General features: G+C 72.8%; 21 protein-coding genes and 1 pseudogene. 5 read left to right on the top strand and 17 right to left on the bottom strand.

Annotated features, from left to right (window positions below; genetic code table 11):
- Positions 1-27: 27 nt before the first annotated feature.
- From ACZ7MG_RS42440 to rimP, 8 genes are all read right to left on the bottom strand, one after another.
- Positions 28-4230, bottom strand: coding sequence for a trypsin-like peptidase domain-containing protein (locus tag ACZ7MG_RS42440; RefSeq protein WP_471395351.1), 4203 nt, complete (start codon positions 4228-4230; stop codon positions 28-30).
- A 365-nt stretch (positions 4231-4595) separates the two neighbouring features.
- Positions 4596-5510: a tRNA pseudouridine(55) synthase TruB gene (gene truB / locus ACZ7MG_RS42435; RefSeq protein WP_471395352.1), complete on the bottom strand. Its 915-nt coding sequence runs from the start codon at positions 5508-5510 to the stop codon at positions 4596-4598.
- Entirely contained in the window at positions 5507-5956 is a 450-nt protein-coding gene (gene rbfA / locus ACZ7MG_RS42430; protein WP_471395353.1) for a 30S ribosome-binding factor RbfA, read from the bottom strand. The genes truB and rbfA overlap by 4 nt, the downstream gene beginning before the upstream one ends.
- A 45-nt stretch (positions 5957-6001) precedes the next feature.
- The gene (locus ACZ7MG_RS42425; RefSeq protein WP_152172010.1) at positions 6002-6295 is read right to left on the bottom strand and encodes a DUF503 domain-containing protein; all 294 of its coding nucleotides are present in this window, start codon (positions 6293-6295) and stop codon (positions 6002-6004) included.
- Positions 6296-6494: 199 nt separating this feature from the next.
- Complete coding sequence (infB, locus tag ACZ7MG_RS42420; protein WP_471395354.1) at positions 6495-9626, bottom strand: translation initiation factor IF-2; 3132 nt, start codon at positions 9624-9626, stop codon at positions 6495-6497.
- Positions 9627-9773: 147 nt separating this feature from the next.
- Positions 9774-10070: a YlxR family protein gene (locus ACZ7MG_RS42415; protein ID WP_471395355.1), complete on the bottom strand. Its 297-nt coding sequence runs from the start codon at positions 10068-10070 to the stop codon at positions 9774-9776.
- 137 nt (positions 10071-10207) lie between these two features.
- Positions 10208-11194, bottom strand: a complete 987-nt coding sequence (gene nusA / locus ACZ7MG_RS42410) for a transcription termination factor NusA (RefSeq protein WP_471395356.1) — start codon at positions 11192-11194, stop codon at positions 10208-10210.
- Between the two features lie 2 nt (positions 11195-11196).
- The gene (gene rimP, locus ACZ7MG_RS42405) at positions 11197-11706 is read right to left on the bottom strand and encodes a ribosome maturation factor RimP (RefSeq protein ID WP_471395357.1); all 510 of its coding nucleotides are present in this window, start codon (positions 11704-11706) and stop codon (positions 11197-11199) included.
- A 195-nt stretch (positions 11707-11901) separates the two neighbouring features.
- On the opposite strand from rimP, the gene ACZ7MG_RS42400 reads away from it, so the two are divergent.
- Genes ACZ7MG_RS42400 through ACZ7MG_RS42390 form a run of 3 tightly spaced genes read left to right on the top strand, consistent with a single transcriptional unit; the run spans position 11902 to position 13884 of the window.
- Complete coding sequence (locus tag ACZ7MG_RS42400) at positions 11902-12447, top strand: hypothetical protein (RefSeq protein ID WP_471395358.1); 546 nt, start codon at positions 11902-11904, stop codon at positions 12445-12447.
- On the top strand, positions 12444-12911 hold the full coding sequence (locus ACZ7MG_RS42395; protein WP_471395359.1) for a ferritin-like domain-containing protein: 468 nt from the start codon (positions 12444-12446) through the stop codon (positions 12909-12911). Before ACZ7MG_RS42400 ends, ACZ7MG_RS42395 begins: the two co-directional genes overlap by 4 nt.
- A 40-nt stretch (positions 12912-12951) precedes the next feature.
- Positions 12952-13884 (top strand): aminoglycoside phosphotransferase family protein, encoded by a 933-nt coding sequence (locus tag ACZ7MG_RS42390; RefSeq protein WP_471395360.1) that lies wholly within the window; start codon positions 12952-12954, stop codon positions 13882-13884.
- Positions 13885-13993: 109 nt separating this feature from the next.
- On the opposite strand, the gene ACZ7MG_RS42385 is transcribed toward ACZ7MG_RS42390, so the two are convergent.
- Entirely contained in the window at positions 13994-14209 is a 216-nt protein-coding gene (locus ACZ7MG_RS42385; protein WP_471395361.1) for a ferredoxin, read from the bottom strand.
- Between the two features lie 4 nt (positions 14210-14213).
- Positions 14214-15455: an NADH-ubiquinone oxidoreductase-F iron-sulfur binding region domain-containing protein gene (locus ACZ7MG_RS42380; protein WP_471395362.1), complete on the bottom strand. Its 1242-nt coding sequence runs from the start codon at positions 15453-15455 to the stop codon at positions 14214-14216.
- Between the two features lie 2 nt (positions 15456-15457).
- Here ACZ7MG_RS42380 and ACZ7MG_RS42375 point away from each other — a divergent pair, with 2 nt between their 5' ends.
- Complete coding sequence (locus tag ACZ7MG_RS42375; RefSeq protein WP_471395363.1) at positions 15458-15772, top strand: hypothetical protein; 315 nt, start codon at positions 15458-15460, stop codon at positions 15770-15772.
- Here ACZ7MG_RS42375 and ACZ7MG_RS42370 read toward each other — a convergent pair.
- The 7 genes and pseudogenes from ACZ7MG_RS42370 to ispG all read right to left on the bottom strand — a co-directional run.
- Positions 15694-16032, bottom strand: a pseudogene (locus tag ACZ7MG_RS42370) (ferric reductase-like transmembrane domain-containing protein); the annotation flags it as partial. The gene ACZ7MG_RS42375 and the pseudogene ACZ7MG_RS42370 sit on opposite strands and share 79 nt — an antisense overlap.
- Positions 16029-17009, bottom strand: coding sequence for an FAD:protein FMN transferase (locus ACZ7MG_RS42365; protein ID WP_471395364.1), 981 nt, complete (start codon positions 17007-17009; stop codon positions 16029-16031). The gene ACZ7MG_RS42365 and the pseudogene ACZ7MG_RS42370, both read right to left, overlap by 4 nt.
- Before the next feature lie 5 nt (positions 17010-17014).
- Positions 17015-17428 carry a hypothetical protein gene (locus tag ACZ7MG_RS42360; RefSeq protein WP_471395365.1) on the bottom strand — a complete coding sequence of 138 codons (414 nt, stop codon included), beginning with the start codon at positions 17426-17428 and terminating at the stop codon, positions 17015-17017.
- Between the two features lie 127 nt (positions 17429-17555).
- Positions 17556-19262 (bottom strand): proline--tRNA ligase, encoded by a 1707-nt coding sequence (locus ACZ7MG_RS42355; RefSeq protein ID WP_471395366.1) that lies wholly within the window; start codon positions 19260-19262, stop codon positions 17556-17558.
- A gap of 89 nt (positions 19263-19351) precedes the next feature.
- Positions 19352-19882 (bottom strand): GNAT family N-acetyltransferase, encoded by a 531-nt coding sequence (locus ACZ7MG_RS42350; RefSeq protein WP_471395367.1) that lies wholly within the window; start codon positions 19880-19882, stop codon positions 19352-19354.
- 122 nt (positions 19883-20004) lie between these two features.
- Positions 20005-20859, bottom strand: coding sequence for a GNAT family N-acetyltransferase (locus tag ACZ7MG_RS42345; RefSeq protein ID WP_471395368.1), 855 nt, complete (start codon positions 20857-20859; stop codon positions 20005-20007).
- A gap of 539 nt (positions 20860-21398) precedes the next feature.
- Positions 21399-22556 (bottom strand): flavodoxin-dependent (E)-4-hydroxy-3-methylbut-2-enyl-diphosphate synthase, encoded by a 1158-nt coding sequence (gene ispG / locus ACZ7MG_RS42340; RefSeq protein ID WP_471395369.1) that lies wholly within the window; start codon positions 22554-22556, stop codon positions 21399-21401.
- Positions 22557-22840: 284 nt separating this feature from the next.
- On the opposite strand from ispG, the gene ACZ7MG_RS42335 reads away from it, so the two are divergent.
- On the top strand, positions 22841-24355 hold the full coding sequence (locus ACZ7MG_RS42335; RefSeq protein WP_471395370.1) for a recombinase family protein: 1515 nt from the start codon (positions 22841-22843) through the stop codon (positions 24353-24355).
- Positions 24356-24457: the final 102 nt, after the last annotated feature.

Genomic DNA, 24457 nt, shown 5'->3' with positions numbered 1-24457 from the left:
ATGCGGAGCACGGCCCTCGCTCCGGTCTCACGCGGGCACCCGCACTCCCGGTGCACCCGGTACTCCGGGCATCCCCGCCAGGTTCTCGATCATCCGGCGGGTGCTCGGCCCGACCACGGCCGCCCATTCCTGGGGCGTACCGCTGAGCCAGCCTGCCACCAGCGCCGCGAACCCGGGCACATGACGGGCCAGGTCGACGAGCGCCCAGTCGAAGCGGGTCGCCCCTTCGGGCGTACGGACTAGAAGCAGCCCGACCCGATGGACCAGCGCCCGGGTGGCCTCCCCGCTGTCCAAAGACGCCCCTCTGCCCGGTGTCGCGTCTCTGCCCGGTGCCGCGCCCCTGTCCGGTGCCGCGCCCCTGTCCGGTGTCGCTCCGCGTGTGGCGACCGCGCGAAGGAGGGCGTCGAGGACGGACGGGTCGCGTTCGGTCGCCATCAGCAGGTCGAGGAGTTCGCGCCGGAGGGGGCCGGAGGCCGGGGTGCCCCGCTCGGCGAAGACGGCCGCGAGGGTTGCGCGGACCTGCACGGGTCCGTCGACGATGAGGCCGCTGACCAGCGGGAACAGTACGGCGCGGGTGCCCGGGCCATGCTCCAGCCTGCGGTCGACGTACGCGGCGACGTGCCCGGCCACCTCGGGGCGCAGCTCCACGACCTCCCGGACGAGCGTGGTGACGCGGCGCGCGAGGCCGGGGGTGGTGACCTCGGCGAGCGTCCGCAGTGCCTCCCCGTCGGAGCCCTCGGCGCCCGGGGTCCGCAGTCGGGCGCGGAAGGCGTCCAGGACCGGGTCCGGGTCGGTGGCGAGCGCGGTGACCACGGCGCTCGCGGGCAGTTGGGGATCACCGGCCGCGAAGCGTTCGAGCGCCTGCGGCAGATACCGCGACCTGGTCCGCGGGTCCCGTACGAGCAGGGCCAGGGCGCCGCTGTGCAGGGTGATGTCGGCGGGGCGGCCCAGCAGGGCGAACGCCGCGTAGCGGAGCAGCTCGCGGTCGGTCTCCGTGCGCACGTGCGGAGCGGTCCGCAGGGCGTACGCCAGCCCCGCGACCCGGCGCGCCGGGCGCTCGTCGTGCGCCCACCGGTCCACGGCCCGGCACACCGTCGAGGGTTCCTCCTCGGACAGGACGGCGAGCAGCTCGTCGCCGCGCCGGTGCGCGCTGTCGACGAGCGCCTCGGTCAGGTCGTCCAGGGCGCACCGGCGATGGGTGTGCAGCAGCGCCTGCGCGGCCGTCGCCACGGTGGCGTCGGGGGTCGCGACCAACGGGGCGTCGTCGAGGAACCAACGGGTCAGGAGCGGTTGTACGGCAGTGGGGTCGGCCGTGAGGAGGCGGGAGACCACGTCCAGGTAGCGGGGCCCCTCGCCGGGGGGCGGGTCGGCCACGACGAGGCGTCGCAGCAGGTCGAACCGTTCCGCCTCGGGCAGCGGCAGGGACGCCCAGAACTCCGGCCCGAACTCCCCCGGTACGCCCCGGCCCTGGGCCCGCCAGGCGCCGATCCGCTCGGTGAGGAAGCGCAGCACCCGGGTGTACGGCGTCGCGTCGGGCACCCGGAGCAGGACCTCGCCCAGGAGCCGGGTGGCCCACCAGGTCGGGTCGTCGGGGGGCTGGGCGCCCGGGGGCAGCAGGGCGTCCAAGGCGTCGAGCAACTCCTCCAGGCGGCCGGCGAGTTCGGTGGGGCCTTGCTGCCGGCCGAGGAGGAGCAGGGCGTGGACGACGGGGCCGATGCGGTGGCGGGGGACGGGGAGGTTGCGGGTGGCCCGGCGGGCCTGTCGGCGCACACGGGCCTCCGAGGGCATGGTGCCCCAGCCGCGCCGTGCCTCGGCCTGGGCGACCCAGCCGCGGTGCACGAGCGCGTGGAGGGCCGCGTCGAGGTCCAGGTGTGCGCCCTGGATCCAGTCGGCCAGTTCCTCGTGGGCGAAGCGGTAGCCGTCGCCGGCCGGGACGAGCAGGCCCTCGGTGAGCACGGCCGAGGCCCAGCCGGTGGTGCCGCCGAGCCGCCGCCCCGGCACGGGGCCCCAGGGGAACACCGCCTCGAACGCCGCCCGGTCCAGCTCGCCCTGCCCCGGCCCCAGACACCGCCGGGCCGCCTCATGCACCTGCCCGGACACCTGCGCCGCCAGCCGCCGCACGGCCGCCCCCCGCATCCCGTTCCCCGCCGCCCCCCGCATCCCGTTCCCCGCCGCGAGCCGCACGGCGACCCGCAGACACATCAGATCCAGGTAGACCGCCAGCACGTCCTCCCGGTCCGGCCGCCTGGGCGGGGGTGAGTCGGAGGAGCATGCCGCCTGGCCGGCGGAGGGCGTGTGCGTGCTGGAGGGGCGCACCGGGCCGCAGGGCCCCGCGCCGTCCACGCCCGGCCCGTGCGCCCCCGAACCGCAGGAATCCGCACCCTGCGCACTCGACCGGCCGCACCCGGCCCCGGCCCCGCCCCCATCCCCGTCGTGCGGCGGGCCGGCGGAGGCGCCATCCTCGCCGGGCCGCCCGGACGGGGTCTCCGGCAGTGCCGCCCGGATCTCGGAGAGGAGCCGCAGGGTGAGCGGATGCCTGGCGTCAGGTTCGGCCAGAGCGTCCTCGGGGATGCCGTAGCGGAGCCGGGCGCGGCGGGCCTCGGTCTCCGTCAGGTCGCCGAGCCGTACGCAGGCGGGCAGCGGCTGTCCCTCCCCGCCCGAGTCCTCCCCGTACAGCAGCTCCGCCGGGAACCGCGCCCCGGCCCGCTCCCAGTACTCGGCGCGGCAGGCCACCACGAGCCGCGCCCCGTTCTCCCGCAGCCACGCGGCCGTCCCGGCGGTCCACTCGGCCAGTCGGTGCGCGAGCGCCGGCGGCATTTCCTCGGGGCCGTCGAGAAGCAGCAGCAGGGGCCGCCCCTCCGCCCCGGCGAGCCGCGCCAGCCGCTCCGGCCGGATGTCCCCCAACTCACCCTCGTACCGACCGGGCAACCACGGCCGCCCCACTCCCCCGGCCCGCCCCTCACCCAGATCATCAGCACCGTCCGCCGGACCCCAGCCCCCCGCCGCGGCGGAGGCGGCCGAGAAGTCCGACGCGGCCCACCCGCCCGACGCGGCGAACGTGTCCGACACCCCCGCCCCAGCGAAGCCGCCGGGTCCGTCGCCCCCGCCGACCCCTGCGACTCGCCCCGAGCCCCCAGTACACCGCCCCGCCTCGCCGGACTCCCCCGACCAGCCCGCAGAACCCGACGCACCCGCCGCACCCGTCGCCCAGGACGCCGCCACGATCCGCCCCGCGCGTTCCAGCGCGCGGCGGGCCGCGTCGGCGACGGAGGTGTCGTCGGAGAGGAGGTCGGCGCCGCGGAGCCAGAGGGTGGGGGCCGGTTCGGGGCCGCGGCCGCGTCGCGCGGCGAGGGCGGCCAGTTCCGTCGTACGCCCGCTGCCGGGCGGGCCGACGAGGCCGAGGACCGTCGCCGGCCCTTCGGTGAAGGCGGTGAACTCGCGTACGACATCGACCCGTTCGACGGGCGCGGGCCCCCCGGTCGCCGCGACGGCCCCGGCCCCCGCCACCGCCCCCGGCCCGTCCGACCCCACGGTGGTGGCCGTCAGCTCCAGCACCCCGGCCAGGTTCAGATCGGCCCCGTACGCCCCCACGGTCGCCGCGTTGCGCGCGAGCAGTTCGGCCAGCGGCCGTACGGCCCGCCACCCCCGCAGGGGTACGGCGAAACCGGTGGCCCGGTGCTGTGCCTCCAGCGCCGTGCCGAGCACCCCGACCACGGCCCCGGTGGTCACGTCGAGCACGGGCCCGCCGGCCGCGCCGCCGCCCAGCCGCAGCGCCTCGCTCCCGGCCGTGCCGATCGCCAACTCCAGGGCGCCGCGCAGCAGATGGAAGCCGTCGGTCGCGGTGTAGGTGACGTCCGCCGTGCCCAGCACCCGTGCCTCGCGCCAGCCGCCGGCCGCGATACGGACGTACGCGCCCGTCTCGACCTCGTCCCGCAGCGCGAACGGCAGCGGGTCCACGCACAGCCCCTCGGTGCGGATGAGCGCGAGATCGAGGGCGGGCAGCGGGGTCACCGCGTCGGAGGTCACCACACAGACCCGGTCGCCGGTGGCGTGCACCACGATGCGGGCCAGCCCGTCCACCGCCTCGTGGCTGGTGACGACCGTGCCGTGGTGGTCGGCGACGAAGCCCGTGCCGCGCGGTCGTCCCGCCAGATCGCCGACCCGCACCAGGACTTCGTCCCGCGCCGCCCGGCGGCCGTCGTCGGTTGCCCGACGGCCCCGTACCGCCATGTCCTGACCTCCCCGTCGTACCTGTGTTCCGACGGTAGGCACGTGAAGATCAGCGGAACAGATCGCGCGGCGAACGCGCCCCCTTCCGCTCCCTCGGTTCACTCCGAGCGCCTGCACGAAGGGGTGAATAGCCCCGGGCAGATGGATACACCTCTGGGTGGGGGAACCGAGGGGGGCCGTGGAGCGGCGGGAACAGTGACCCCGTGACCGCCGCTCCACGCTCCGCTGGGCCGAGCCATGGGCGCCTCATGGCTCGGGGGTGCGGGTTTCGTCGGCGGGTGCGGGTGCGTCGTGGTTGCTCGCGCAGTTCCCCGCGCCCCTGAGGAGCAAGGGGCTGCGCCCCTGCTCCTCAGGCGCCGGATCCCTCAGCCGAAGACGGCCAGGCTCTTCGCCTTGCCCTTCTGGTTCTCCACCAGGGCCAGGAAGCGGCCCGTGGGGTCGAAGACGGCGACGGCGCCTCGGGAGGTGTACTCCTCGGGCATCTCCAGGCGGACGCCGTTCAGCAGGAGCCGGGCGCGCTTGTCGTCCACGTCCCAGCGGGGGAACGCGGCCGTCGCCGCCTCGGCGACCGGCATCACGGTCAGCTCCTCCTGGAGCTGGTCGAGGGGGCGCGCGGAGTCCAGCTTGTACGGCCCGACGCGCGTCCGGCGCAGGGCCGTGAGGTGGCCGCCGACGCCCAGCCCCGCGCCCAGGTCGCGGGCGAGGGCGCGGATGTACGTCCCGGAGGAGCACACCACCGACACCACCAGGTCGAGGACGGGGGTGCCGTCCTCGGCGACGGCCTCGCGGACGTCGTAGACCGCGAAGGAGGAGATCGTGACAGGACGGGCCGGGATCTCGAAGTCCTCGCCGTCCCGGGCCCGTTTGTAGGACCGCACGCCGTCGATCTTGATGGCGCTGACCTTGGACGGGACCTGCATGATCTGGCCGGTCAGCTCGGCCACACCGGCGTCGACCGCGTCCCGGGTGACCTTCGACGCGTCGACCGACGCCGTGATCTCGCCCTCGGCGTCGTCGGTGACCGTCGTCTGCCCGAGCCGGACGGTCCCCAGGTACTCCTTCTCGGTGAGCGCGAGATGGCCGAGCAGCTTGGTCGCCTTCTCCACCCCCAGGACGAGCACTCCGGTGGCCATGGGGTCGAGCGTCCCCGCGTGCCCGACCCGTCGGGTCCGGGCGATGCCGCGCATCTTGGCGACGACATCGTGCGAAGTGAAGCCCGACGGCTTGTCGACGATGACAAGGCCGTCGGGCGTGGTGTTCTTCTGGCGCTGCTGGGTCATTCGGCGGCGTCGTCCTCGTCGTCCTCGCCCGGCTTGCGGTAAGGGTCGGCCTCACCGGCGTACTTGGCGCCCGACGCGCTCTCGCGGACCTGGGCGTCGGAGGCCCGTGCCTTGTCGAGGAGGTCGTCGATGGTCTTGGCGGTGTCCGGGAGGGCGTCGGCCACGAAGGTGAGGGTCGGTGTGAACTTCACCTGCGCGGCGCGCCCGACCTCGGAACGGAGGATGCCCTTGGCGCTCTCCAGTCCCGCGGCGGCGGCCGCCCGCTCCTCGTCGTCCCCGTACACCGTGTAGAAGACGGTCGCCTCCCGCAGGTCCCCGGTGACCCGGGTGTCCGTGATGGTGACGTGGGAGCCGAGCCGCGGGTCCTTGATCCCGCGCAGCAGCTTCTGCGCCACCACCTCTCGGATGAGGTCCGCCAGCCTCTTGGCACGCGCGTTGTCGGCCACTGGTCCGTCTCCTAGCTCTTTCTGCGTTTGCTGATCACTTCTGGGTCAGTCGTCGTCGCCGTGGAGACGGCGTCTGACCGAGAGCAGTTCCACCTCGGGGCGTGCGGCGACCAGCCGCTCGCACCGGTCGAGTACGTCGGTCAGGTGCCCCGTGTCACCGGACACCACCGCCAGTCCGATCACGGCCCGGCGGTGCAGATCCATATGGTCGACCTCCGCCACGCTCACCGCGAACTTGCGGTGCAGCTCGGCCACGATCGGGCGGACGACGGAGCGCTTCTCCTTCAGCGACCGTACGTCGCCGAGCAGGAGGTCGAAGGACAGAGTCCCCACGTACATGTGTGTATCCGGTTCACCCGCCGGTACGGGATAGACGGCCCGCCTCGTATGGCTCGGCGGGAACATCAGAACCGTACATCGAACCCGGTGGGGGCTCGATCGCTTTTAGGGGCGCGGGGAACTGCGCGAAGCCCCCAGGAACGGCCACACCGGCCGGGGGCACCGAATGGCACCCCCGGCCGGCATGGACCACCTGCGCTTACGAGCGCGGCTTCTCGCGCATCTCGTACGTCGCGATGACGTCGTCGACCTTGATGTCGTTGAAGTTTCCGAGGTTGATACCACCCTCGAAGCCTTCGCGGATCTCGGTGACGTCGTCCTTGAAGCGACGCAGACCGGAGATGGTGAGGCTCTCCGCGATGACCTTGCCGTCGCGGACGAGGCGCGCCTTGGTGTTGCGCTTGACCTCGCCCGAGCGGACCAGGACACCGGCGATGTTGCCCAGCTTGGACGACTTGAAGACCTCGCGGATCTCCGCCGTGCCGAGCTCGACCTCCTCGTACTCCGGCTTGAGCATGCCCTTGAGGGCCGCCTCGATCTCCTCGATGGCCTGGTAGATCACCGAGTAGTACCGGACGTCCACGCCCTCGCGCTCGGCCATCTGCGCGGCACGGCCGGCCGCACGGACGTTGAAGCCGATCACGATGGCGTCGGAGCCCATCGCCAGGTCGATGTCGGACTCCGTGACCGCACCGACGCCGCGGTGCAGGACGCGGATGTCGACCTCTTCGCCGACGTCGAGCTGGAGCAGCGAGGACTCGAGGGCCTCCACCGAACCGGACGCGTCGCCCTTGATGATGAGGTTGAGTTCCTGCACCAGACCGGCCTTGAGCGCCTCGTCCAGGTTCTCCAGGGAGAACCGGACGCCACGCCGGGCGAAGTTGGCGTTGCGCTCGCGCGCCGCCCGCTTCTCGGCGATCTGACGGGCCGTGCGGTCCTCGTCGACGACGAGGAAGTTGTCGCCGGCGCCCGGGACGTTGGTGAGACCCAGGACCAGGACGGGGGTCGACGGACCCGCTTCCTCGACGTTGTTGCCGTTGTCGTCGAGCATCGCCCGGACACGGCCGTACGCGTCGCCGACCACCATCGTGTCGCCGATGCGCAGCGTGCCGCGCTGGACCAGGACCGTCGAGACGGCACCGCGACCGCGGTCGAGGTGGGACTCGATCGCGATGCCCTGCGCGTCCTGCTCCGGGTTGGCCCGCAGGTCGAGCGAGGCGTCCGCGGTGAGGACCACGGCCTCCAGCAGGCTCTCGATGTTGAGGCCCTGCTTGGCGGAGATGTCGACGAACATGGTGTCGCCGCCGTACTCCTCGGCCACCAGGCCGTACTCGGTCAGCTGACCGCGCACCTTGGTCGGGTCGGCACCCTCGACGTCGATCTTGTTGACCGCGACGACGATCGGGACGTCCGCCGCCTTGGCGTGGTTGAGCGCCTCGACCGTCTGCGGCATGACGCCGTCGTTGGCCGCGACGACCAGGATCGCGATGTCGGTCGACTTCGCACCACGGGCACGCATGGCGGTGAACGCCTCGTGACCCGGGGTGTCGATGAAGGTGATCTTGCGCTCTTCGTCGTTGACCGAGGTCGTGACCTGGTAGGCACCGATGTGCTGGGTGATGCCACCGGCCTCGCCCGCGACGACGTTCGTCTTGCGGATGGTGTCGAGCAGACGGGTCTTACCGTGGTCGACGTGACCCATGACGGTCACGACCGGCGGACGCGCGACGAGGAACTCCTCGCCACCCTCGTCCTCGCCGAACTCGATGTCGAAGGACTCGAGCAGCTCGCGGTCCTCCTCCTCCGGGCTGACGATCTCGACGACGTAGTTCATCTCGCCGGCGAGCAGCTGGAGGGTCTCGTCGGAGACGGACTGCGTGGCGGTGACCATCTCGCCGAGGTTCATCATCACGGCGACGAGCGACGCCGGGTTGGCGTTGATCTTCTCCGCGAAGTCGGTGAGGGACGCACCACGCGACAGGCGGACGGACTGTCCGTTGCCGCGAGGCAGCATCACGCCGCCGACCGACGGGGCCTGCATGGCCTCGTACTCCTGGCGCCTCTGCCGCTTCGACTTGCGACCGCGACGCGCGGGACCACCGGGACGGCCGAAGGCGCCCTGCGTGCCACCACGGGCACCCGGACCACCGGGACGACCACCGAAGCCGGGACGGCCACCGCCGCCGGCACCCGGACCGCCGGGACGACCGGCGAAACCGCCACCGCCACCGGGAGCACCGGGACGACCGGCGAAACCGCCACCGCCGCCGCCACCGGGACGACCGGCGAAGCCGCCGCCGCCACCGGGACGACCGCCGCCACCGCCACCGGGGCGACCGCCGCCACCGGGACCGCGGCCGCCGGGGCCACCGCCGCCGGGACGCGGGCCGGCAGCCGGACGCTGCGGCATCATGCCAGGGTTCGGACGGGGGCCACCGGGGCCACCGCCGGGACGGGGGCCGCCGCCCTGCGGACGGGGCATGCCGCCCGGGGACGGACGGGCGCCGCCCGGAGCCTGCGGACGGGGACCGCCGCCGGCACCCTGCGGACGGGGCGCCTGGCCGGGAGCCGCGGGACGCGGACCGCCCTGGGCACCGCCGGGACCACCCTGGCCGCCGGGACGCGGGGCGCCGCCGGGACGGGGGCCCTGCGGGCGGCCCATGCCGGTGGAGCCACCGGAGGTGAAGGGGTTGTTACCCGGACGCGGACCGGCCGGACGGGCACCGCCCGGCTTGGGCGCGCCGGGACCACCGGGACGCTGACCACCGGGACGCGGCGCCTGGCCACGGTCCTGGCCGCGGTCCGGACGGTCCTGCCGGTCCTGACCGGGACGCTGCTGGCCACCGGGACGCGGCGCACCCGGGCCGGGACGAGCGCCCGGACGCGGGGACTGCGGCGGGGCGGACGCGGCGGCCGGGGCCGACGGGGGCGCCTGGAACTCGGGCACGCTCGGGGCCGGGGAGGCCGGAGCGGGCTTCGGCGTCGGCGGCTTGGGACCCGGCAGCGGGCGCGGGCCCGGGGCGGGAGCCGAGGACGCGGGCTTCTCCGCGGCGGGCGGCTTCGGTGCGGCCGGACCCGGGCGCGGGGCGGCCGGACGTGCGGCCTGCGCGGGAGAGGGGGCCGCCGGACGTGCCGGGGCGGCCTTGCGGGGGGCGGGCTTGCCGCCGCCGCTGCCCTGCTGGAGGGCATCTGTCAGTTTACGGACAACGGGCGCCTCGATCGTCGAGGACGCCGAACGGACGAATTCACCGAGCTCTTGGAGCTTGGCCATGACGACCTTGCTCTCAACCCCGAACTCCTTGGCGAGTTCGTATACCCGGACCTTAGCCACTTCGCTCCTTTTTAGGTCCGGGTGTGTCCGGACCGTCGCTACTTCATGGGCGTACTCATCGCGTGCTCATCGAGTGCTCATCGCAATCTCGACCTACTTCCAACTCGCGGGGTACCAGGGCCGCACGGAGGTTCCGTACGACGCGTCTTACGGTGTTGCCTGTTCGGCAACTGTTGTCTGCTCCACGTATCGGCGCAACGCCTTTGTGTCGAGCGCTCCCGGGGCGCGCAGCGCCCGCGTGAACGCCCGGCGGCGTACGCCCTGGTCGAGACAGACCTGAACGGGGTGTATGTACGCACCCCGGCCGGGCAGCGTACCGCGAGGATCGGGGACGCATTCGTCCTCGACCGCCACGACCCGCAGCAGTTCGGTCTTGGCCGCTCGCTGCCTGCACCCCACACAGGTGCGTTCAGGGCATGCGCGGGCACGCGTCCGGCCAGACACTGCTAAGTCTACCTCCCCGCGGCGACCTCACCCCTTTGGGGCAAGAATCGAACAGTTGCCGCGCATATAACTGACGTGATCTAAGCGACCTGCGGCTTGGATCTATTCCCTGCCTGCTCCCACGGAGGCTCCGGCGCCTACTCCGACGGCTGTTCGGTGTCCGGGCGGATGTCGATCCGCCAGCCGGTGAGGCGGGCGGCGAGGCGGGCGTTCTGGCCCTCCTTGCCGATCGCCAGCGACAGCTGGTAGTCGGGCACCGTCACGCGCGCGGAGCGGGCCGCGAGGTCCACCACCTCGACCTTGGAGACCCGGGCCGGCGAGAGCGCGTTCGCCACCATCTCGGCCGGGTCGTCCGACCAGTCGACGATGTCGATCTTCTCGCCGTTCAGCTCGCCCATGACATTGCGCACCCGGCCGCCCATGGGGCCGATGCAGGCGCCCTTGGCGTTCAGGCCGCTGCGGGTGGAGCGGACGGCGATCTTCGTACGGTGGCCCGCCTCGCGCGCGATGGCGGAGATCTCGACGGACCCGTCGGCGATCTCCGGCACCTCCAGCGCGAAGAGCTTCTTCACCAGGTTCGGGTGGGTGCGGGAGAGCGTCACGGAGGGACCGCGGACACCCTTCGCCACCCGGACGACGTACGACCTCAGCCGCATGCCGTGCTGGTAGGTCTCGCCGGGGACCTGTTCCTGCACGGGCAGGATGGCCTCCAGCTTGCCGATGTCGACGAGCACGTTCTTCGGGTCGCGGCCCTGCTGGACCACTCCGGTGACGATGTCGCCCTCGCGCCCCGCGTACTCGCCGAGCGTCGCGTCGTCCTCCGCGTCCCGCAGGCGCTGCAGGATCACCTGTTTGGCGGTGGTGGCGGCGATACGCCCGAAGTCCGACGGGGTGTCGTCGAACGGACGCGGCTCCTGCCCCTCCTCCAGGTCCTCGGGGTCCTCCTTCGCCCACACGGTCACATGGCCGGTCTCCCGGTTGAGCTCCACGCGCGCGTGACGGCGGCTTCCCTCGGTGCGGTGGTAGGCGATGAGGAGGGCCGCCTCGATCGCCTCGACGAGCAGGTCGAAGGAGATCTCCTTCTCCCGTACCAAGCCCCGCAGGGCGCTCATGTCGATGTCCACGGCTACGCCTCCTCCTCTTCCGTCATGTCCTTCTTGTCCTTGCGGTTGAACTCGACCTGGACGCGGGCCTTGTCGATCGCGTCGAAGGCGAGCCGGCGGGAGGTGGCCTTGCGGCCCTTCACGCCGGGCACTTCGAGGTCGAGGCCCTCGTCGTCCACGGTCAGGATTCTGGCGATCAGTTCCCCGTCCTCGCGGAGCTGGAACTTCACCAGGCGGTCGACGGCGCGGCGGTAGTGACGGTGCTCGGTGAGGGCGCGCTCGGCGCCCGGCGTACCGACTTCGAGGGTGTACTCCGCCTGGCCCATCGCGTCCGTCTCGTCCAGCTTGGCCGAGAGCGCGCGGCTGACGTCGGCGACCGCGTCCAGATCCGCGCCCTCGTCCGAGTCGACGACCACGCGCAGCACCCGCTTGCGTCCGACCGAGTCCACTGCGATCTCTTCGAGATCGAGGCCCTGGGAGCGTACGAGCGGTTCCAGCAGTTCTCGCAGCCTCTCGCTCTGGGTGGTGCTCATCCGGGTGACTCCTCGGCCGCGTGTGCTGTTGTGGGTAGGGCGCGTGTCAGGTCAAAGGGTAGCCGCTCCACTGGGGTGTTGCCGTCCACAGGTTCCCCGCGCCCCTAGGCCCTGTCGTAGGCGGGCACAGCGCGTTTCACGGGTACGGTGATCGCACCGCTTCTTTGTTCGTACGACCCCCCGAGGACGTCTGCTGTGTCGTTCAGCCTGCCGTCGCGTGCCCCGTCGGGGCCGCGCAGAAGGAGTTTGCTCGTCGGGGCCGCCGGTGCGGGGCTGCTCGTGGGGTGCTCGTCCGGGGGTGAGGGGTCCGACGGCGGGGGCGGTACGTCGAAGGCGGAGCGGGCACGCGCGCGGGTGGCCCGGGACAGCGAGGGGCTCGTGGAGCGGTACGACCTCGTGATCGCCGCCCATCCGGATCTGGCCGCGCTGCTGTCGCCGCTGCGCGCGGAGGTCGTACGGCACGCCAAGGCGTTCGGGGGCACGAAGCGGACGGGCGCGGGGGCGAAGAGCGCTTCCCCCTCGGGCTCGCCCTCCCCCTCCTCCTCCGCCTCGGCTTCGCCCTCCCCCGTGCCCGGCGACCCCAAGGCCGCCCTCACCGAGCTGGCCGCCGCGGAGCGTGGGCTCGCCGACCGGCGGGCCAAGGCGTTGCTGGACGTGCCGGGTGAGGTCGCGCGGCTGATGGCCTCGGTGGCGGCGGCCGGGGCGGGGCACGCGTACATGCTGACGGAGGGTGCGAAGTGAGCGGCAAGGCGAGCGGCGGGGAGCTGAAGGCGGTGCAGGCGGCGCTCGGGGCCGAGCACGCCGCCGTGTACGGGTACGGCGTCGTCGGCGGGAAGATCGGCGAGGCCCGGCGGAGCGAGGCCCGGGAGGCGTACGACGCGCACCGGGCCCGGCGGGACCAGCTCACCCGGACCGTGCGGGACCTGGGCGGCGAGCCCGCGGCGGCGGCGGCCGGTTACGCGCTGCCCTTCCAGGTGTCCGATTCCGACTCCGCCGTGCGGCTCGCCGCCGAGCTGGAGGAGCGGGTGGCCGGTGTGTACTCGGATGTCGTGCGGGCATCCGAGGGCGAGCGGCGCGCCGCGGCGGCCGAGGCGCTGCGGGAAGCGGCGGTGCGGGCCGTGCGGTGGCGGGGCGGAAGCGTAGCCTTCCCTGGTCTCGCCGAGCGGACGGCCGCCGCCGGCCCGCCGGCGACACCGCACACCTGATCACGGCCCCGATCACGCTCCGGAAGGGAACGACTCGCACATGGCTCGCATGGCTTTCGAGGACTTCGAACCGCCGCAGCGGCTGGTGCGGGCGCTCGCCGAGACCCGGCGGCCGGAGGGCGGTGACGGGATCGGCGAGTGGCTGGAAACCCTCGCCGAGCTTCTTCAACAGGCCGTGGATCTACGCGAGTTGACCGTGGAACGGGTGCAGGCACCCGGTGGCCGCAGCAGTCTCGTCGTCCTGGTGCGGATGATCGACGACACCCCCGCTGTGCTCAAGCTGGCGCCCGGGCGGGCCCGGCCGGAGGCCGAGCGGGCGGCCCTCGCGCACTGGGACGGGCGGGGCGCCGTGCAGTTGCTCAACCCCGGGGACAGTCAGGGTGTGCTGCTGCTGGAGCGGCTGCGCCCCGATCTGTCGGTGCGGTCGCTGCCGGAGGCGAAGGCACTGCTGGAGGCCGCGGCGACGCTGCGGCGGCTGTGGGTCGAACCGCCCGCGGCGCATGTCTTCGAGACCGTGGCCGAGCGGACGGGGCGGCAGGCGGAGGCCCTCCGGGCGGGCGCCGGGGAGGACTCCGAGGTGCGGGGGCTGGTCGACGCGGCTCTCGGGGTGCGGGCGGAGCTGCTGGCTTCCGCGCCCGAGGAGCGGTTGCTGCACGGGACGTTCCGGCAGAGCAAGGTGCTGGCCGGGGAGCGGTTGCCGTGGCTGGCGGTGGGGCCGGATCCGGTGGTGGGTGAGTGCGCGTTCGATCTGGCCCGGTTGGTGCGGGATCGGGTGGAGGATCTGATCGCCTCGCCGTCGGGGGCGGCGATCACTCGGCGGCGGGTGAAGAAGCTGGCCGAGTCGTTGGATGTGGAGCAGGAGCGGTTGCGGGGGTGGACGTTGTTCCGGGCCGTGGAGTCGGGGGTTCGGGCTCGGCGGGTGGGGCGGGAGCGGGACGCGGAGTTGTTGTTGGAGTTCGCCGGGTGGCTTTGACCGGGGCGGATGGTGGGCTTCTTCGGTTCGGAGCGTTCGGACAGTGACGGTGGTTCGTGGCTGGTCGCGCCCACGCGGCGGAGCCGCACATCGACACAGCCCCGCGCCCCTAGAGGGTGCCGCCCAGTTTCAAGGCCAGCACAGGGCAGTCGGCCGCTGCTCGCCTCGCTCGTTTCAGGGCTGCTCTCGGTAGCGGGCCCTTTTCGAAGACCGGGTAGCCCCACTCGTCCAACTCCATGTGGTCCGGGAGGAGTTCCGCGCAGAGGCCGTGGGCCTGGCAGGACGTCCAGTCGATGTCGAGGGTCGGGGGTGTGGCGGTGGTCATGGGGTCAGCTCGCGTTCTCGGGGACCGGCAGGACGGGGGTGTGGTTCGTGGCCGTGCAGTGGCCCTGGGCGTGGGCGTCGAGTTCAGGGGCGAAGGTGGTGAGGGCGCTGCGGACCAGGCGGACCGTGCCGTCGGGGTGATGGCAGGCGCCTCGGCCTTCGACCAGGCCGGCCCAGCGGGCGATGTCGGCGCGGGTGGTGCCCTGGGGGCCGGGGGTGGCCAGGGTCCGGAAGGCGGCGGCGATGCGGGGCAGGCCGTTGAGGCAGGGGCCGCACTGTCCGGCCGACTGCAGGGCGAGGTAGCGCAGGACCCGGGCGGTCTCGGCGAGGCCGCAGCGGTCGGCGGGGAGTGCGGCGAGGACTCCGGCGCCCAAGTCGCTGGCGGTGAGCGTGAGTTGGGCGGCCTGGTGGGTGGGGATCCAGGTGCCGTGGTAGCCGCCGATCAGGATCGCGCTCGTGCCGTGGAGGGGGAGCAGACGGTGCAGGGGGAGGCCGTAGGGGGCCTCCACGACTCGGGGGGTGTGGCCCGGGACGTGGAGGGTGCACAGGACGCTGCCGGGTTCGGCGGGGGTGCCGGCCGAGCGGTACCAGTCGGGGCTGTAGCGGGCGATCAGGGCCAGGTGGGCGAGGGTCTCGACGTTCTGGACGAGGGTGGGGGCGCGGTGCACGCCCTGTTCGCGGACCGGGGGGTTCTGGTGGCGGGGCAGGGCAGCCCGGCCGTTCAGGTGCTGGGTGAGGGCCGAGGACTCGCCGGACAGGAAGCGCTTCGGGACGCGGACGACTCGTACCGGGACCGGGTCGCGGCGTTCGGCGACCGCCGCCTCCAGGTGTGCCGTGTCCTCCTCGACCGCGAGGTACGCCTCCCCCGCGCCGGTCGCCTCGGCGGCCAGGCGGAGGCCGTCCAGGACCAGGTGGGGTGACAGGCTCAGCAGCGTCTTGTCCTTGGCGCTCGCGGGTTCGCCCTCGGAGCCGTTGGCCACGACCACGGGCGTACGGCCGGTGCGGCGGCCCGCCTCGGCGACCGACGCGAGTTTGCGGTACGTGGGGAAGGCGGCGCCGCCCCGGCCTGTGAGACCGGACTCGGCGGTGGCGCGGAGCAGGTCGTCGGGGGTGAGGGAGGTCAGGGGGCCGTAGCGCTGTTCGTGGGTGGCGTGGTCGGCAGGGGTGCCGCCGGGGGCAAGCAGCCGGGGCGGCATGTGGAGGTCGGGCACGGGCCTCGGGGCGGCGGGGGCGGTCGTGGTGGTCACGGGTGGGCTCCTTCGGCCGTGCGGAGCAGGGTGGCGGGGTGCGGCGGGCGTCCCGTACGGCGTGGGCGGTGCGGGCGGCGAAGGCGGCGAGCACGGCGGCGACGCAGGCGGCGGTGAGCCAGAGCATCCAGGCGGTGCCGTTGTCCGTGCCGATGCCGATGCCGTGGACCAGGGCGAACGGCCAGGACGCGTACGCCAGCAGGTGCACGGTCCGCCAGGTGCGGTGGCCGATGCGGGCGCGGAGCAGGCTGGTGATCAGGACGGCCAGCATCAGGTCGAGGGCGACCGTGCCGAGGCCGAGCCAGAGGGGCTGGTAGTCGGAGACGAACGGGACGACGGTGTCGACGACGGTGATGTTCACGTAGTCGTCGACCACGGCGGTCGCGATGTGCAGGACCAGGAACGCGGTGGCGGAGAGGGAGAGGGCGCGGTGGAGGGAGACCGTGCCGAAGCGGGGCAGGCCGGGGATGCGGGCGCGGAGGCGTACGGCGATGCCGAGGAGGACGACGACGGTGAAGAGGACCAGGCAGACGGCGCCGGTGGCTCTGTTGGCGTACCAGAGGATCTCGTCGCTCATGGGGTGGGCTCGGCTTTCGGCGTGGACTCCGGTGTCGGTGTGGGCCAGCCCGGGGTCGTGACGACCGTGCCCTCGTGGGTGACCAGGCGGGCCGGCAGGCCCAGCCGGGAGAGCCAGCGGGGGGCGGTGTGGCCCTTGACCAGGGCGGCCGTGGTGGCGGCGTTGGCGTCGGCGCAGGTGGCGGCGGCGACCGAGACGGTGCGCCAGGGGGTGCTGGCGGGCCGGCCGGTGCGGGGGTCGACGATGTGGTGGAGGTCGTGGTCGCCTCTGCGCCAGCGGCGGGCGGTGGTGCCGGAGGTGGCGAGACCGCCACCGCGGATGCCGACCGTGGCGTACGAGCCGTGCTCGGGGAGTTGCTCGACCGGGGCCGTCTCGTCCTGGACTCGGATGCGCCAGCCGCCGGCCGGGGGTTCGCCCGCGACGGCCGTGTCGCCGCCGAGGCTGACGAGGATGCCGCAGTCGGCCGTCCGGGCCAGCATACGGGCCGCCTTGTCGGCCGCCCACGCCTTGGCCGTGGCCCCCAGGTCCAGGCTGACGCCGGGCGGCAGGGTGACCGTGTTCGTGGCGCGGTCCAGCTCGACCAGGCTCCAGCCCGGCACGCGCCGCACCGCCAGGCGCACGGGGCGGTCGTCCTCCTGGACCAGGGTGAAGTCCCGGTCGTAGCCGAGGGCCTCCATCGCCGAGCCGACCGTGGGGTCCACCGCGCCGTCCGTGGCGCGGGCGGCGCGCAGGGCCACCGCCAGGGCCTCGGCCAGCAGGGGGCTGACCTGGACGGGTCGGCCGTCGGCCGTGTTCAGCGCCGTCAGCTCCGAGTCCTCGCGGAAGCGGCTGCACGCGGCGTCGACCTCGGCCAGGTGCCGGGCCAGGAGCAGGTTGCAGGAGTCGAGCAGGGCCGGGTCCGTGGTGACCAGACGGACACTCGTCCCGAGTGCCCGCCAGTCGGCGGCGGCCGTGGAGCGCGGGGTGGTCGTCGACATGGTCATCACGACGCCCCCGACGTCGAGTCCGCCGAGTCGTCGCCCGTGGCGGACGTCATGCCGTCGGAGGAGGACTGGAGGTCCGAGGACGAGTCGCTGGAGTCGGTGGAATCGGTGGAGTCGGTGGTGGACTCGGTCGAGGAATCGCTTGTGCTGTCCGTGGACGTGGAGGAGTCCGAGGAGGTGGACGAGTCCGTGGCGCTGCCGCTGTCGTTGTCCGACGACGTGTCGTCGTTCGTGCTCTGCGACGTCGAACTCGTACCGCTGCCGCTCGCGGTGGTGTCCGCGTCGGCCTGCATCGTGCCGATCAGCGCGAACATGCCGGCCGCCGCCGCGAGTGTCACCGCCGCGGCGGTGGCCGCCGTGCGCCGGGCACCTCTGCGGACCGCGGTGGCGGCACCTCGTTCCCTGGTGGTCATGACCGTTCCCCTCCCGTAGTGACGTTCTGTCACGCCCTACGGTCGGGGAACGGTCTGAGAGAAACCTGTGAGGCGGCTATACGCCCCGGGAGAACTCTCTGAGGGTTTCCTTTAGGCGGTGGTGGGACTAGGCGGTGGTGAGGCGGGCGATCGCCTCGTCGACCGTCAGTTCCTCGCGCTCGCCGGTGCGGCGGTCCTTCAGCTCCAGGACGCCCTCGGCGGAGCGGCGGCCGGCGACCAGGATCTTCGGGACGCCGATCAGTTCGGAGTCGGTGAACTTCACTCCCGGGGAGACACCGGCACGGTCGTCGACGAGGACGCGGAGGCCGGCGGCTCGCAGCTTTTCGGAGACGTCGAGGGCCAGCTCGGTCTGGAGGGCCTTGCCGGCGGCGACCACGTGGACGTCGGCCGGGGCGACCTCGGCGGGCCAGCACAGGCCCTTGTCGTCGGCGGACTGCTCGGCGAGCGCCGCGACCGCGCGGGAGACGCCGATGCCGTAGGAGCCCATGGTGACGCGGACGGGCTTGCCGTTCTGGCCGAGGACGTCGAGCTTGAGGGCGTCGGCGTACTTGCGGCCGAGCTGGAAGATGTGGCCGATCTCGATGGCGCGGTCCAGCTTGAGGCCGGTGCCGCAGTTCGGGCAGGGGTCGCCCTCCTGGACCACGACGACGTCGACGTACTCGGCGACCTCGAAGTCACGGCCCGCGACGACGTTCTTGGCGTGCGTGCCCGGCTTGTTGGCGCCGGTGATCCAGGCGGTGCCCGGCGCCACACGCGGGTCGGCGATGTAGGTGACCTTCTCGCCGAGGCCCTGCGGGCCGACGTAGCCGCGGACCAGGTCGGGGCGGCCGGCGAAGTCCGCCTCGGTGACCATCTCGACGACGGCCGGGGCGAAGTGCGCCTCGACCTTGCCCATGTCGACCTCGCGGTCACCGGGGACGCCGACGGCGACGATCTCGCCGTCGACCTTGACGAGGAGGTTCTTCAGGGTGTCGGAGGCCTGGACGCCGAGGTGGGCGGCGAGGGTCTCGATGGTGGGGGTGTCCGGGGTCGGGATCTCTTCGAGGGCGGGCACGCCGTCCGCGTCCACCGGCTTCAACTCGAAGGTGATCGCCTCGGTGTTGGCCGCGAAGTCGCAGGCCGGGCAGTCCGCGAAGGTGTCCTCGCCGGCGCCGGCCGGGGCGAGGAACTCCTCCGACTTGGAGCCGCCCATCGCGCCCGCCGTGGCGGCGCAGATGCGGTAGTCGAGGCCCAGGCGCTCGAACACCTTCTGGTAGGCCTGCCGGTGCAGGGCGTACGACTGGGCGAGGCCCTCGTCCTCGGTGTCGAAGGAGTACGAGTCCTTCATCAGGAACTCACGGCCGCGCAGGATGCCGGCGCGGGGGCGGGCCTCGTCACGGAACTTGGTCTGAATCTGGTAGAGGATCACCGGCAGGTCCTTGTAGGAGGACGCCTGGTCCTTCACGATCAGCGTGAAGATCTCCTCGTGGGTGGGTCCGAGGAGGTAGTCGCCGCCCTTGCGGTCCTTCAGGCGGAACAGTTCCGGGCCGTACTCGTCCCAGCGGCCCGTCGCCTCGTACGGCTCCTTCGGCAGCAGCGCGGGGAGCAGCACCTCCTGGGCGCCGATCGCGTCCATCTCCTCACGGACGATGCGCTCCACGTTGGCGAGGACCTTCTTGCCGAGCGGCAGCCAGGTCCACACACCGGCGGCGGTGCGGCGGACGTAGCCGGCGCGGACGAGGAGCTTGTGGCTGAGCACCTCGGCGTCCGCGGGGTCGTCGCGCAGCGTCTTCGCCATCAGCCGGGACATGCGCTGGACCGGTGCGTTCGCCATGGTTCTCGTACTCCTGCCAGGGTTGGGTGATGGCAGGAGGTTAGCCGGGGGGTGCTGGCCCGTGGAAATCGATCGGACGGGCCGGGCCGCTACCTGCGGCGCAGGGGCAGGGGGGCGCCCATCACCGCGTACGGCTTGGGAGCGCTGGGGAAGACGACGCGGCGGGCCAGGTCGGTGTAGCCGAGGGAGTGGTAGAGGCCGCGGGCGGGGCTGTCGACGTCGATCGCGGAGAGGATCGAGCGGGGTTCGGTCGCGCTGTCGGTGATGGTGGTGATCAGGGCGCGGCCGACGCCGTGGTTCTGGTGGTGGGGGTGGACGTGCAGTTCGGTGATCACGAAGGAGTCGTCCAGCCAGTGGTCGTGGCCGAGGGCGCGGAGGTAGGGCTCTACGACGGTGGACCACCAGTGGGTGCGGTCGTTGGGCATGCCGTAGACGAAGCCGACGAGCCGTCCGGCGGTGGTGGCGCCGAGGGCCCTCGCCCCCGGGTACGTCATGTGGCGGAGGACGATCTGGCGGCGGACGGCCACCTCGTCCGGGGCCAGGCCGAAGGCTACGGCTTGTACGGCTAGGGCCTCGTCTACGTGGGCGGAGAGGTCCAAGGGGCCGATGACGAGGCTCATGTTGCGGATGCTACAGGGGGGTTCGGGTTGTCGGCGGGGTGCGGGCTGGATGTGGCTGATCGCGCTCACGCGGCGGAGCCGCATATCGGTACAGCCCCGCGCCCCTTACGGGGCCCGGCTTCTCAGAACAGCACGCTCATGAAGGCGCCCACCTCTTGGAAGCCCACGCGTTGGTACGTGCGCCTTGCCGCCGTGTTGAAGTCGTTGACGTAGAGGCTGACGACGGGGGCCACGTCGGCGAGGGCGTAGCGGAGGACCGCTGCCATGCCGGGGGCGGCGTAGCCCTGGCCGCGGTAGGCGGGGTCGACCCAGACGCCCTGGATCTGGCAGGCGTGGGGGGTCGCGGCGCCGATCTCGGCCTTGAAGACGACGCGGCCGTCGGCGTCGAGGCGGGCGAACGAGCGGCCGGAGCCGACGAGTTCGGCGACCCGGGCCTGGTAGAGGAGGCCGCCGTCGCCGGCCAGCGGGGAGACGCCGACCTCCTCGGTGAACATCGCGACGCACGCCGGCATGATCGTGTCCATTTCGTCCTTGCGGATCCGGCGGACGTACGGGTCGGGGGTGACCTCGGCGGGGTCGGGGAGCCGGTCGGTGACCATGAGGGGCTGGTGGGAGCGGACCTCGCGGGCCGGGCCCCAGCTGGGTTCGAGGAGGCGCCAGAGCTGGGCGGTGGGTTCGGCGGGGCCGACGACGGAGGAGCAGCGGCGGCCGGCCCGGCGGGCGCGGTCGGCGAAGGCGCGCACGGCGCGGGGGGTGGCGCAGATGGGGACGAGGTTGGCGCCGGCGTAGCAGAGGGAGGTCAGGGCGCCGTCCTCGTACCAGCCCCACATCTCGCCGCCCAGCCGCCACGGGTCCAGCCCGGCGACCTGGACGCGGGAGGTCACGAAGGCGTTCGCGACGGGGTCTCGGTCCAGGACGGCGAGTGCGGCGTCCAGGTCACTCGGTTCGAGGACCCTGGTGGTGGTCTGGGTCAACACGTGCGGGGGCCTCACCCTGGGGTCTGCGCTGGTCTCCGCACGATACCCTGCCGGGCTGTGGCGGGCGTTCTGTGGCTGCGCCACGGCTGGGGCGTCCGGATAGCTGGGGGGCTGCTGCGGTTTGGGGGGTGCGGGTGCGTCGTGGCTGGTCGCGCAGTTCCCCGCGCCCCTGATGGGGCCTGCGGCCGGCCCTGAGCGATGCCTTCCGCCTCCATCCCTGCAGCAGACGCCCCATGGCTGCGCCGCGGCCGGGGCGCCTCAGAGCTCGGGGGCTGCCGCGCCCTGGCGGGTGCGGGTGCGTTGGGGCTGGTCGCGCAGTTCCCCGCGCCCCTGACGGGGCCTGCGGCCGGCCCTGAGCGACGCCTTCCGCCTCCATCCCTGCAGCTGACGCCCCATGGCTGCGCCGCGGCCGGGGCGCCTCAGAGCTCGGGGGCTGCTGTGCGTTGGCGGGTGCGGGTGCGTCGTGGCTTGTCGCGCAGTTCCCCGCGCCCCTGAAGACGGCCCTGACGGGCCTGTCTTCAGAAGACGCCAAGTCCCCCTCAGCCTGCTACCGCCACCGTCGGCTCGCCCGAGGCGACTCCGTCCGCTTCCATCTGTTCGGCGATCTTCATCGCTTCCTCGATGAGGGTCTCGACGATCTTGGACTCGGGGACGGTCTTGATGACCTCGCCCTTGACGAAGATCTGGCCCTTGCCGTTGCCGGAGGCGACGCCGAGGTCGGCCTCGCGGGCCTCGCCGGGGCCGTTGACGACGCAGCCCATGACGGCGACGCGGAGCGGGACCTCCATGCCGGTGAGGCCGGCGGTGACTTCTTCGGCGAGCTTGTAGACGTCGACCTGGGCGCGGCCGCAGGAGGGGCAGGAGACGATTTCGAGGCGGCGGGGCTTGAGGTTCAGCGACTCCAGGATCTGGTTGCCGACCTTGATCTCCTCGACCGGCGGGGCCGAGAGCGAGACGCGGATGGTGTCGCCGATGCCCTCGGCGAGCAGCGCGCCGAAGGCGACGGCCGACTTGATGGTGCCCTGGAAGGCGGGGCCGGCCTCGGTGACGCCGAGGTGGAGGGGGTAGTCGCACTGGGCGGCGAGCTGGCGGTAGGCGTTGACCATGACGACCGGGTCGTTGTGCTTGACCGAGATCTTGATGTCGCGGAAGCCGTGCTCCTCGAAGAGGGAGGCCTCCCAGAGCGCGGACTCGACGAGCGCCTCGGGGGTGGCCTTGCCGTACTTCTGGAGCAGGCGGCGGTCGAGGGAGCCCGCGTTGACGCCGATGCGGATCGGGGTGCCGTGGTCGTTGGCCGCCTGGGCGATCTCGCGGACCTTGTCGTCGAACTGCTTGATGTTGCCCGGGTTGACGCGGACGGCGGCGCAGCCGGCCTCGATCGCGGCGAAGACGTACTTCGGCTGGAAGTGGATGTCGGCGATGACCGGGATCTGCGACTTCTTGGCGATCACCGAGAGGGCGTCGGCGTCGTCCTGCGTGGGGCAGGCGACCCGGACGATCTGGCAGCCGGAGGCCGTCAGCTCGGCGATCTGCTGCAGCGTGGCGCCGATGTCCGACGTACGGGTCGTGGTCATCGACTGGACCGAGACCGGGGCGTCCCCGCCGACCGCGACGGACCCGACCTGGATCTGCCGGCTCTTGCGGCGCTCGGCGAGCTTGGTCGGAACGGACGGCATGCCGAGAGAAATCGCAGTCATCTGCTGTGCAACCCCAAGTTGTGGATCAGGATCGGGTCCCGGTACGGGCGGGCTCCAGGCTTCGAGATTACGGCACAGGCGCGGGCCCGGGCACATCACCGTCCGGCCGGGCCCACCGCACGAGTGTGCCCGGCCGCCGTGAACTCCACGTGTCTAGGGCCTGTCGTCACATTCCCGCCTGCCCCGCGACGCCCGGCACGCTCCCCCACTCTCGGCTTCGCGAGATTTCTTCTGGGGGGCGCACTCTGGATGGGTAGCAGAACCCGCGCCCACCAGGGGGGATCATGACCGCCACACTGACCGCCGCGATACGGACCGCCACACTGCGAGGGCGCGAGTACCTGAGGGTGTCTCAGGACCACAGCGGCGAGGAGCGCTCGCCGGAAGAACAGCACGAGGAGAACGCCGAGGCCACCGCCCGCCACGGCATCGAGCTGGGCGAGCCGTACCGTGACATCGGGTCGGCATCCGACTACGCGCGCAAGATCCGCGACGACTTCGAGCGGCTGCTGGCCGACCTGGAGTCCGGCCAGTTCGGCGCCGACGTCTTGGTTCTGTGGGAGAACTCCCGCGCGTCCCGCCAGCCCCGCGAATGGATCAAGGTTGCCGACGCGTGCCGGGCGCGCGGCATCCTGATCTTCATCACCACCCAGCGGCGTAACCCCCTGTTCGATCCGCGCGACCCCGACGACTACATAGACTTGATCAGGGAGAGCCTCGACGCCATGAAGGCGTCAGCCGACACGGCAAAGCGGGTGCAGCGGACCTTGGACAGCAACCTCCGACAGGGCAAACCCAATGGTCAGGTGCCCTTTAGCTTTCAGCGCCCGCCGGTGTGGACCACGGACAAGCGGGGGCGCAAGGTGACGCGGTCCGGACCGCAGACACCGCTACCGGCCGAGGCCGCTCTGGTGATCGAACTCTTCCAGAAGATCAAGGCCGGTGTCCCGTTCCTGCGGATCGAGGCGGACTGGCAGAAGCGCGGGATCACCGGCCGGTACGGCAAGATCATGAAGGCGCCGACGCTGCGCGCCATGGCCGCCCGCGTTGCGTACATCGGGCTCAGGATCCACAAGGGCGAGACGCGTCCCGCGTCGTGGCCGGTGATCGCGGACTACGAGGGCAGCCCGATGACGCCGGACGAGTTCGTGACCCTGTTCCGCGAGGTTCAGGTGATCCTCGCGGCCCCGGAGCGGCGGACCGCGAAGCCGGGGGCGGGTCGGCACGTCTACTCCGCGATCACCAGGTGCGACGTGTGCGGCGGACCGACCAAGGTCGACAAGGGCACCAAGTACACCTGTCGTGCGAAGGGCTGCGTGTCGGTCGACAAGGCCGAGACGGACCGGTTCCTGAACGGCTACATCACCGGCGCCCTGGCCCGGCCGGACACGTACGCGGGCCTGGCCCCGGCCGATGGCGAGAACGACGCGTTGGCGGCCGTACGCGCCGATCTGGCGTCGAAGCGGGCCGAGTTGGCAGAGATGGAGACTGCTCCCCGCCCGGCGGGGGCACGCGCCAAGATGGCCATGATCACGGCCATGGACGAGCTGGAAGCGGAGATCACCGAGCTGGAGGCCGACGAGGCGAAACTGACCCGGCCGAACCCGCTGGCCGCGATCTTCCCGCCGGGGCCGGACGTCGAGGCCCGGTGGACGGCCGCCGACACGGCCGTGAAGCGTCAGGTGGCCGCGCTGCTGCTGGTCCCCGAGCGTCTCGGGGAGGTTCGCGTCACGCGGTCGCCCCGGCCCGGCGAGGCCGTCCCGGCGCGCGAGCGCCTGACCCGGCGGACGGCCGCCTGACGTCCCGTCACACAGCCCCGCTGGACATGGTCCGGCGGGGCTCTTTCATGCGCCGGAAGGTCCACATCTAGCAGGACCCCACATGAGATCTTCCCCGGCTGG

It is taken from the genome of Streptomyces sp. NPDC107538 (assembly GCF_055657445.1).
This window is presented reverse-complemented; position numbering and strand designations above follow the sequence as displayed.

What these genes read in the sequence shown, in the direction of transcription:
- ACZ7MG_RS42440 (WP_471395351.1), bottom strand. Translation starts at nt 4,230, where the DNA reads ATGGCGGTACGGGGCCGTCGGGCAACCGACGACGGCCGCCGGGCGGCG.
- truB (WP_471395352.1), bottom strand. Translation starts at nt 5,510, where the DNA reads ATGACCCAGCAGCGCCAGAAGAACACCACGCCCGACGGCCTTGTCATC.
- ACZ7MG_RS42425 (WP_152172010.1), bottom strand. Translation starts at nt 6,295, where the DNA reads ATGTACGTGGGGACTCTGTCCTTCGACCTCCTGCTCGGCGACGTACGG.
- rimP (WP_471395357.1), bottom strand. Translation starts at nt 11,706, where the DNA reads ATGAGCACCACCCAGAGCGAGAGGCTGCGAGAACTGCTGGAACCGCTC.
- ACZ7MG_RS42390 (WP_471395360.1), top strand. Translation starts at nt 12,952, where the DNA reads ATGGCTCGCATGGCTTTCGAGGACTTCGAACCGCCGCAGCGGCTGGTG.
- ACZ7MG_RS42385 (WP_471395361.1), bottom strand. Translation starts at nt 14,209, where the DNA reads ATGACCACCGCCACACCCCCGACCCTCGACATCGACTGGACGTCCTGC.
- ACZ7MG_RS42365 (WP_471395364.1), bottom strand. Translation starts at nt 17,009, where the DNA reads ATGTCGACGACCACCCCGCGCTCCACGGCCGCCGCCGACTGGCGGGCA.
- ACZ7MG_RS42360 (WP_471395365.1), bottom strand. Translation starts at nt 17,428, where the DNA reads ATGACCACCAGGGAACGAGGTGCCGCCACCGCGGTCCGCAGAGGTGCC.
- ACZ7MG_RS42355 (WP_471395366.1), bottom strand. Translation starts at nt 19,262, where the DNA reads ATGGCGAACGCACCGGTCCAGCGCATGTCCCGGCTGATGGCGAAGACG.
- ACZ7MG_RS42350 (WP_471395367.1), bottom strand. Translation starts at nt 19,882, where the DNA reads ATGAGCCTCGTCATCGGCCCCTTGGACCTCTCCGCCCACGTAGACGAG.
- ispG (WP_471395369.1), bottom strand. Translation starts at nt 22,556, where the DNA reads ATGACTGCGATTTCTCTCGGCATGCCGTCCGTTCCGACCAAGCTCGCC.
- ACZ7MG_RS42335 (WP_471395370.1), top strand. Translation starts at nt 22,841, where the DNA reads ATGACCGCCACACTGACCGCCGCGATACGGACCGCCACACTGCGAGGG.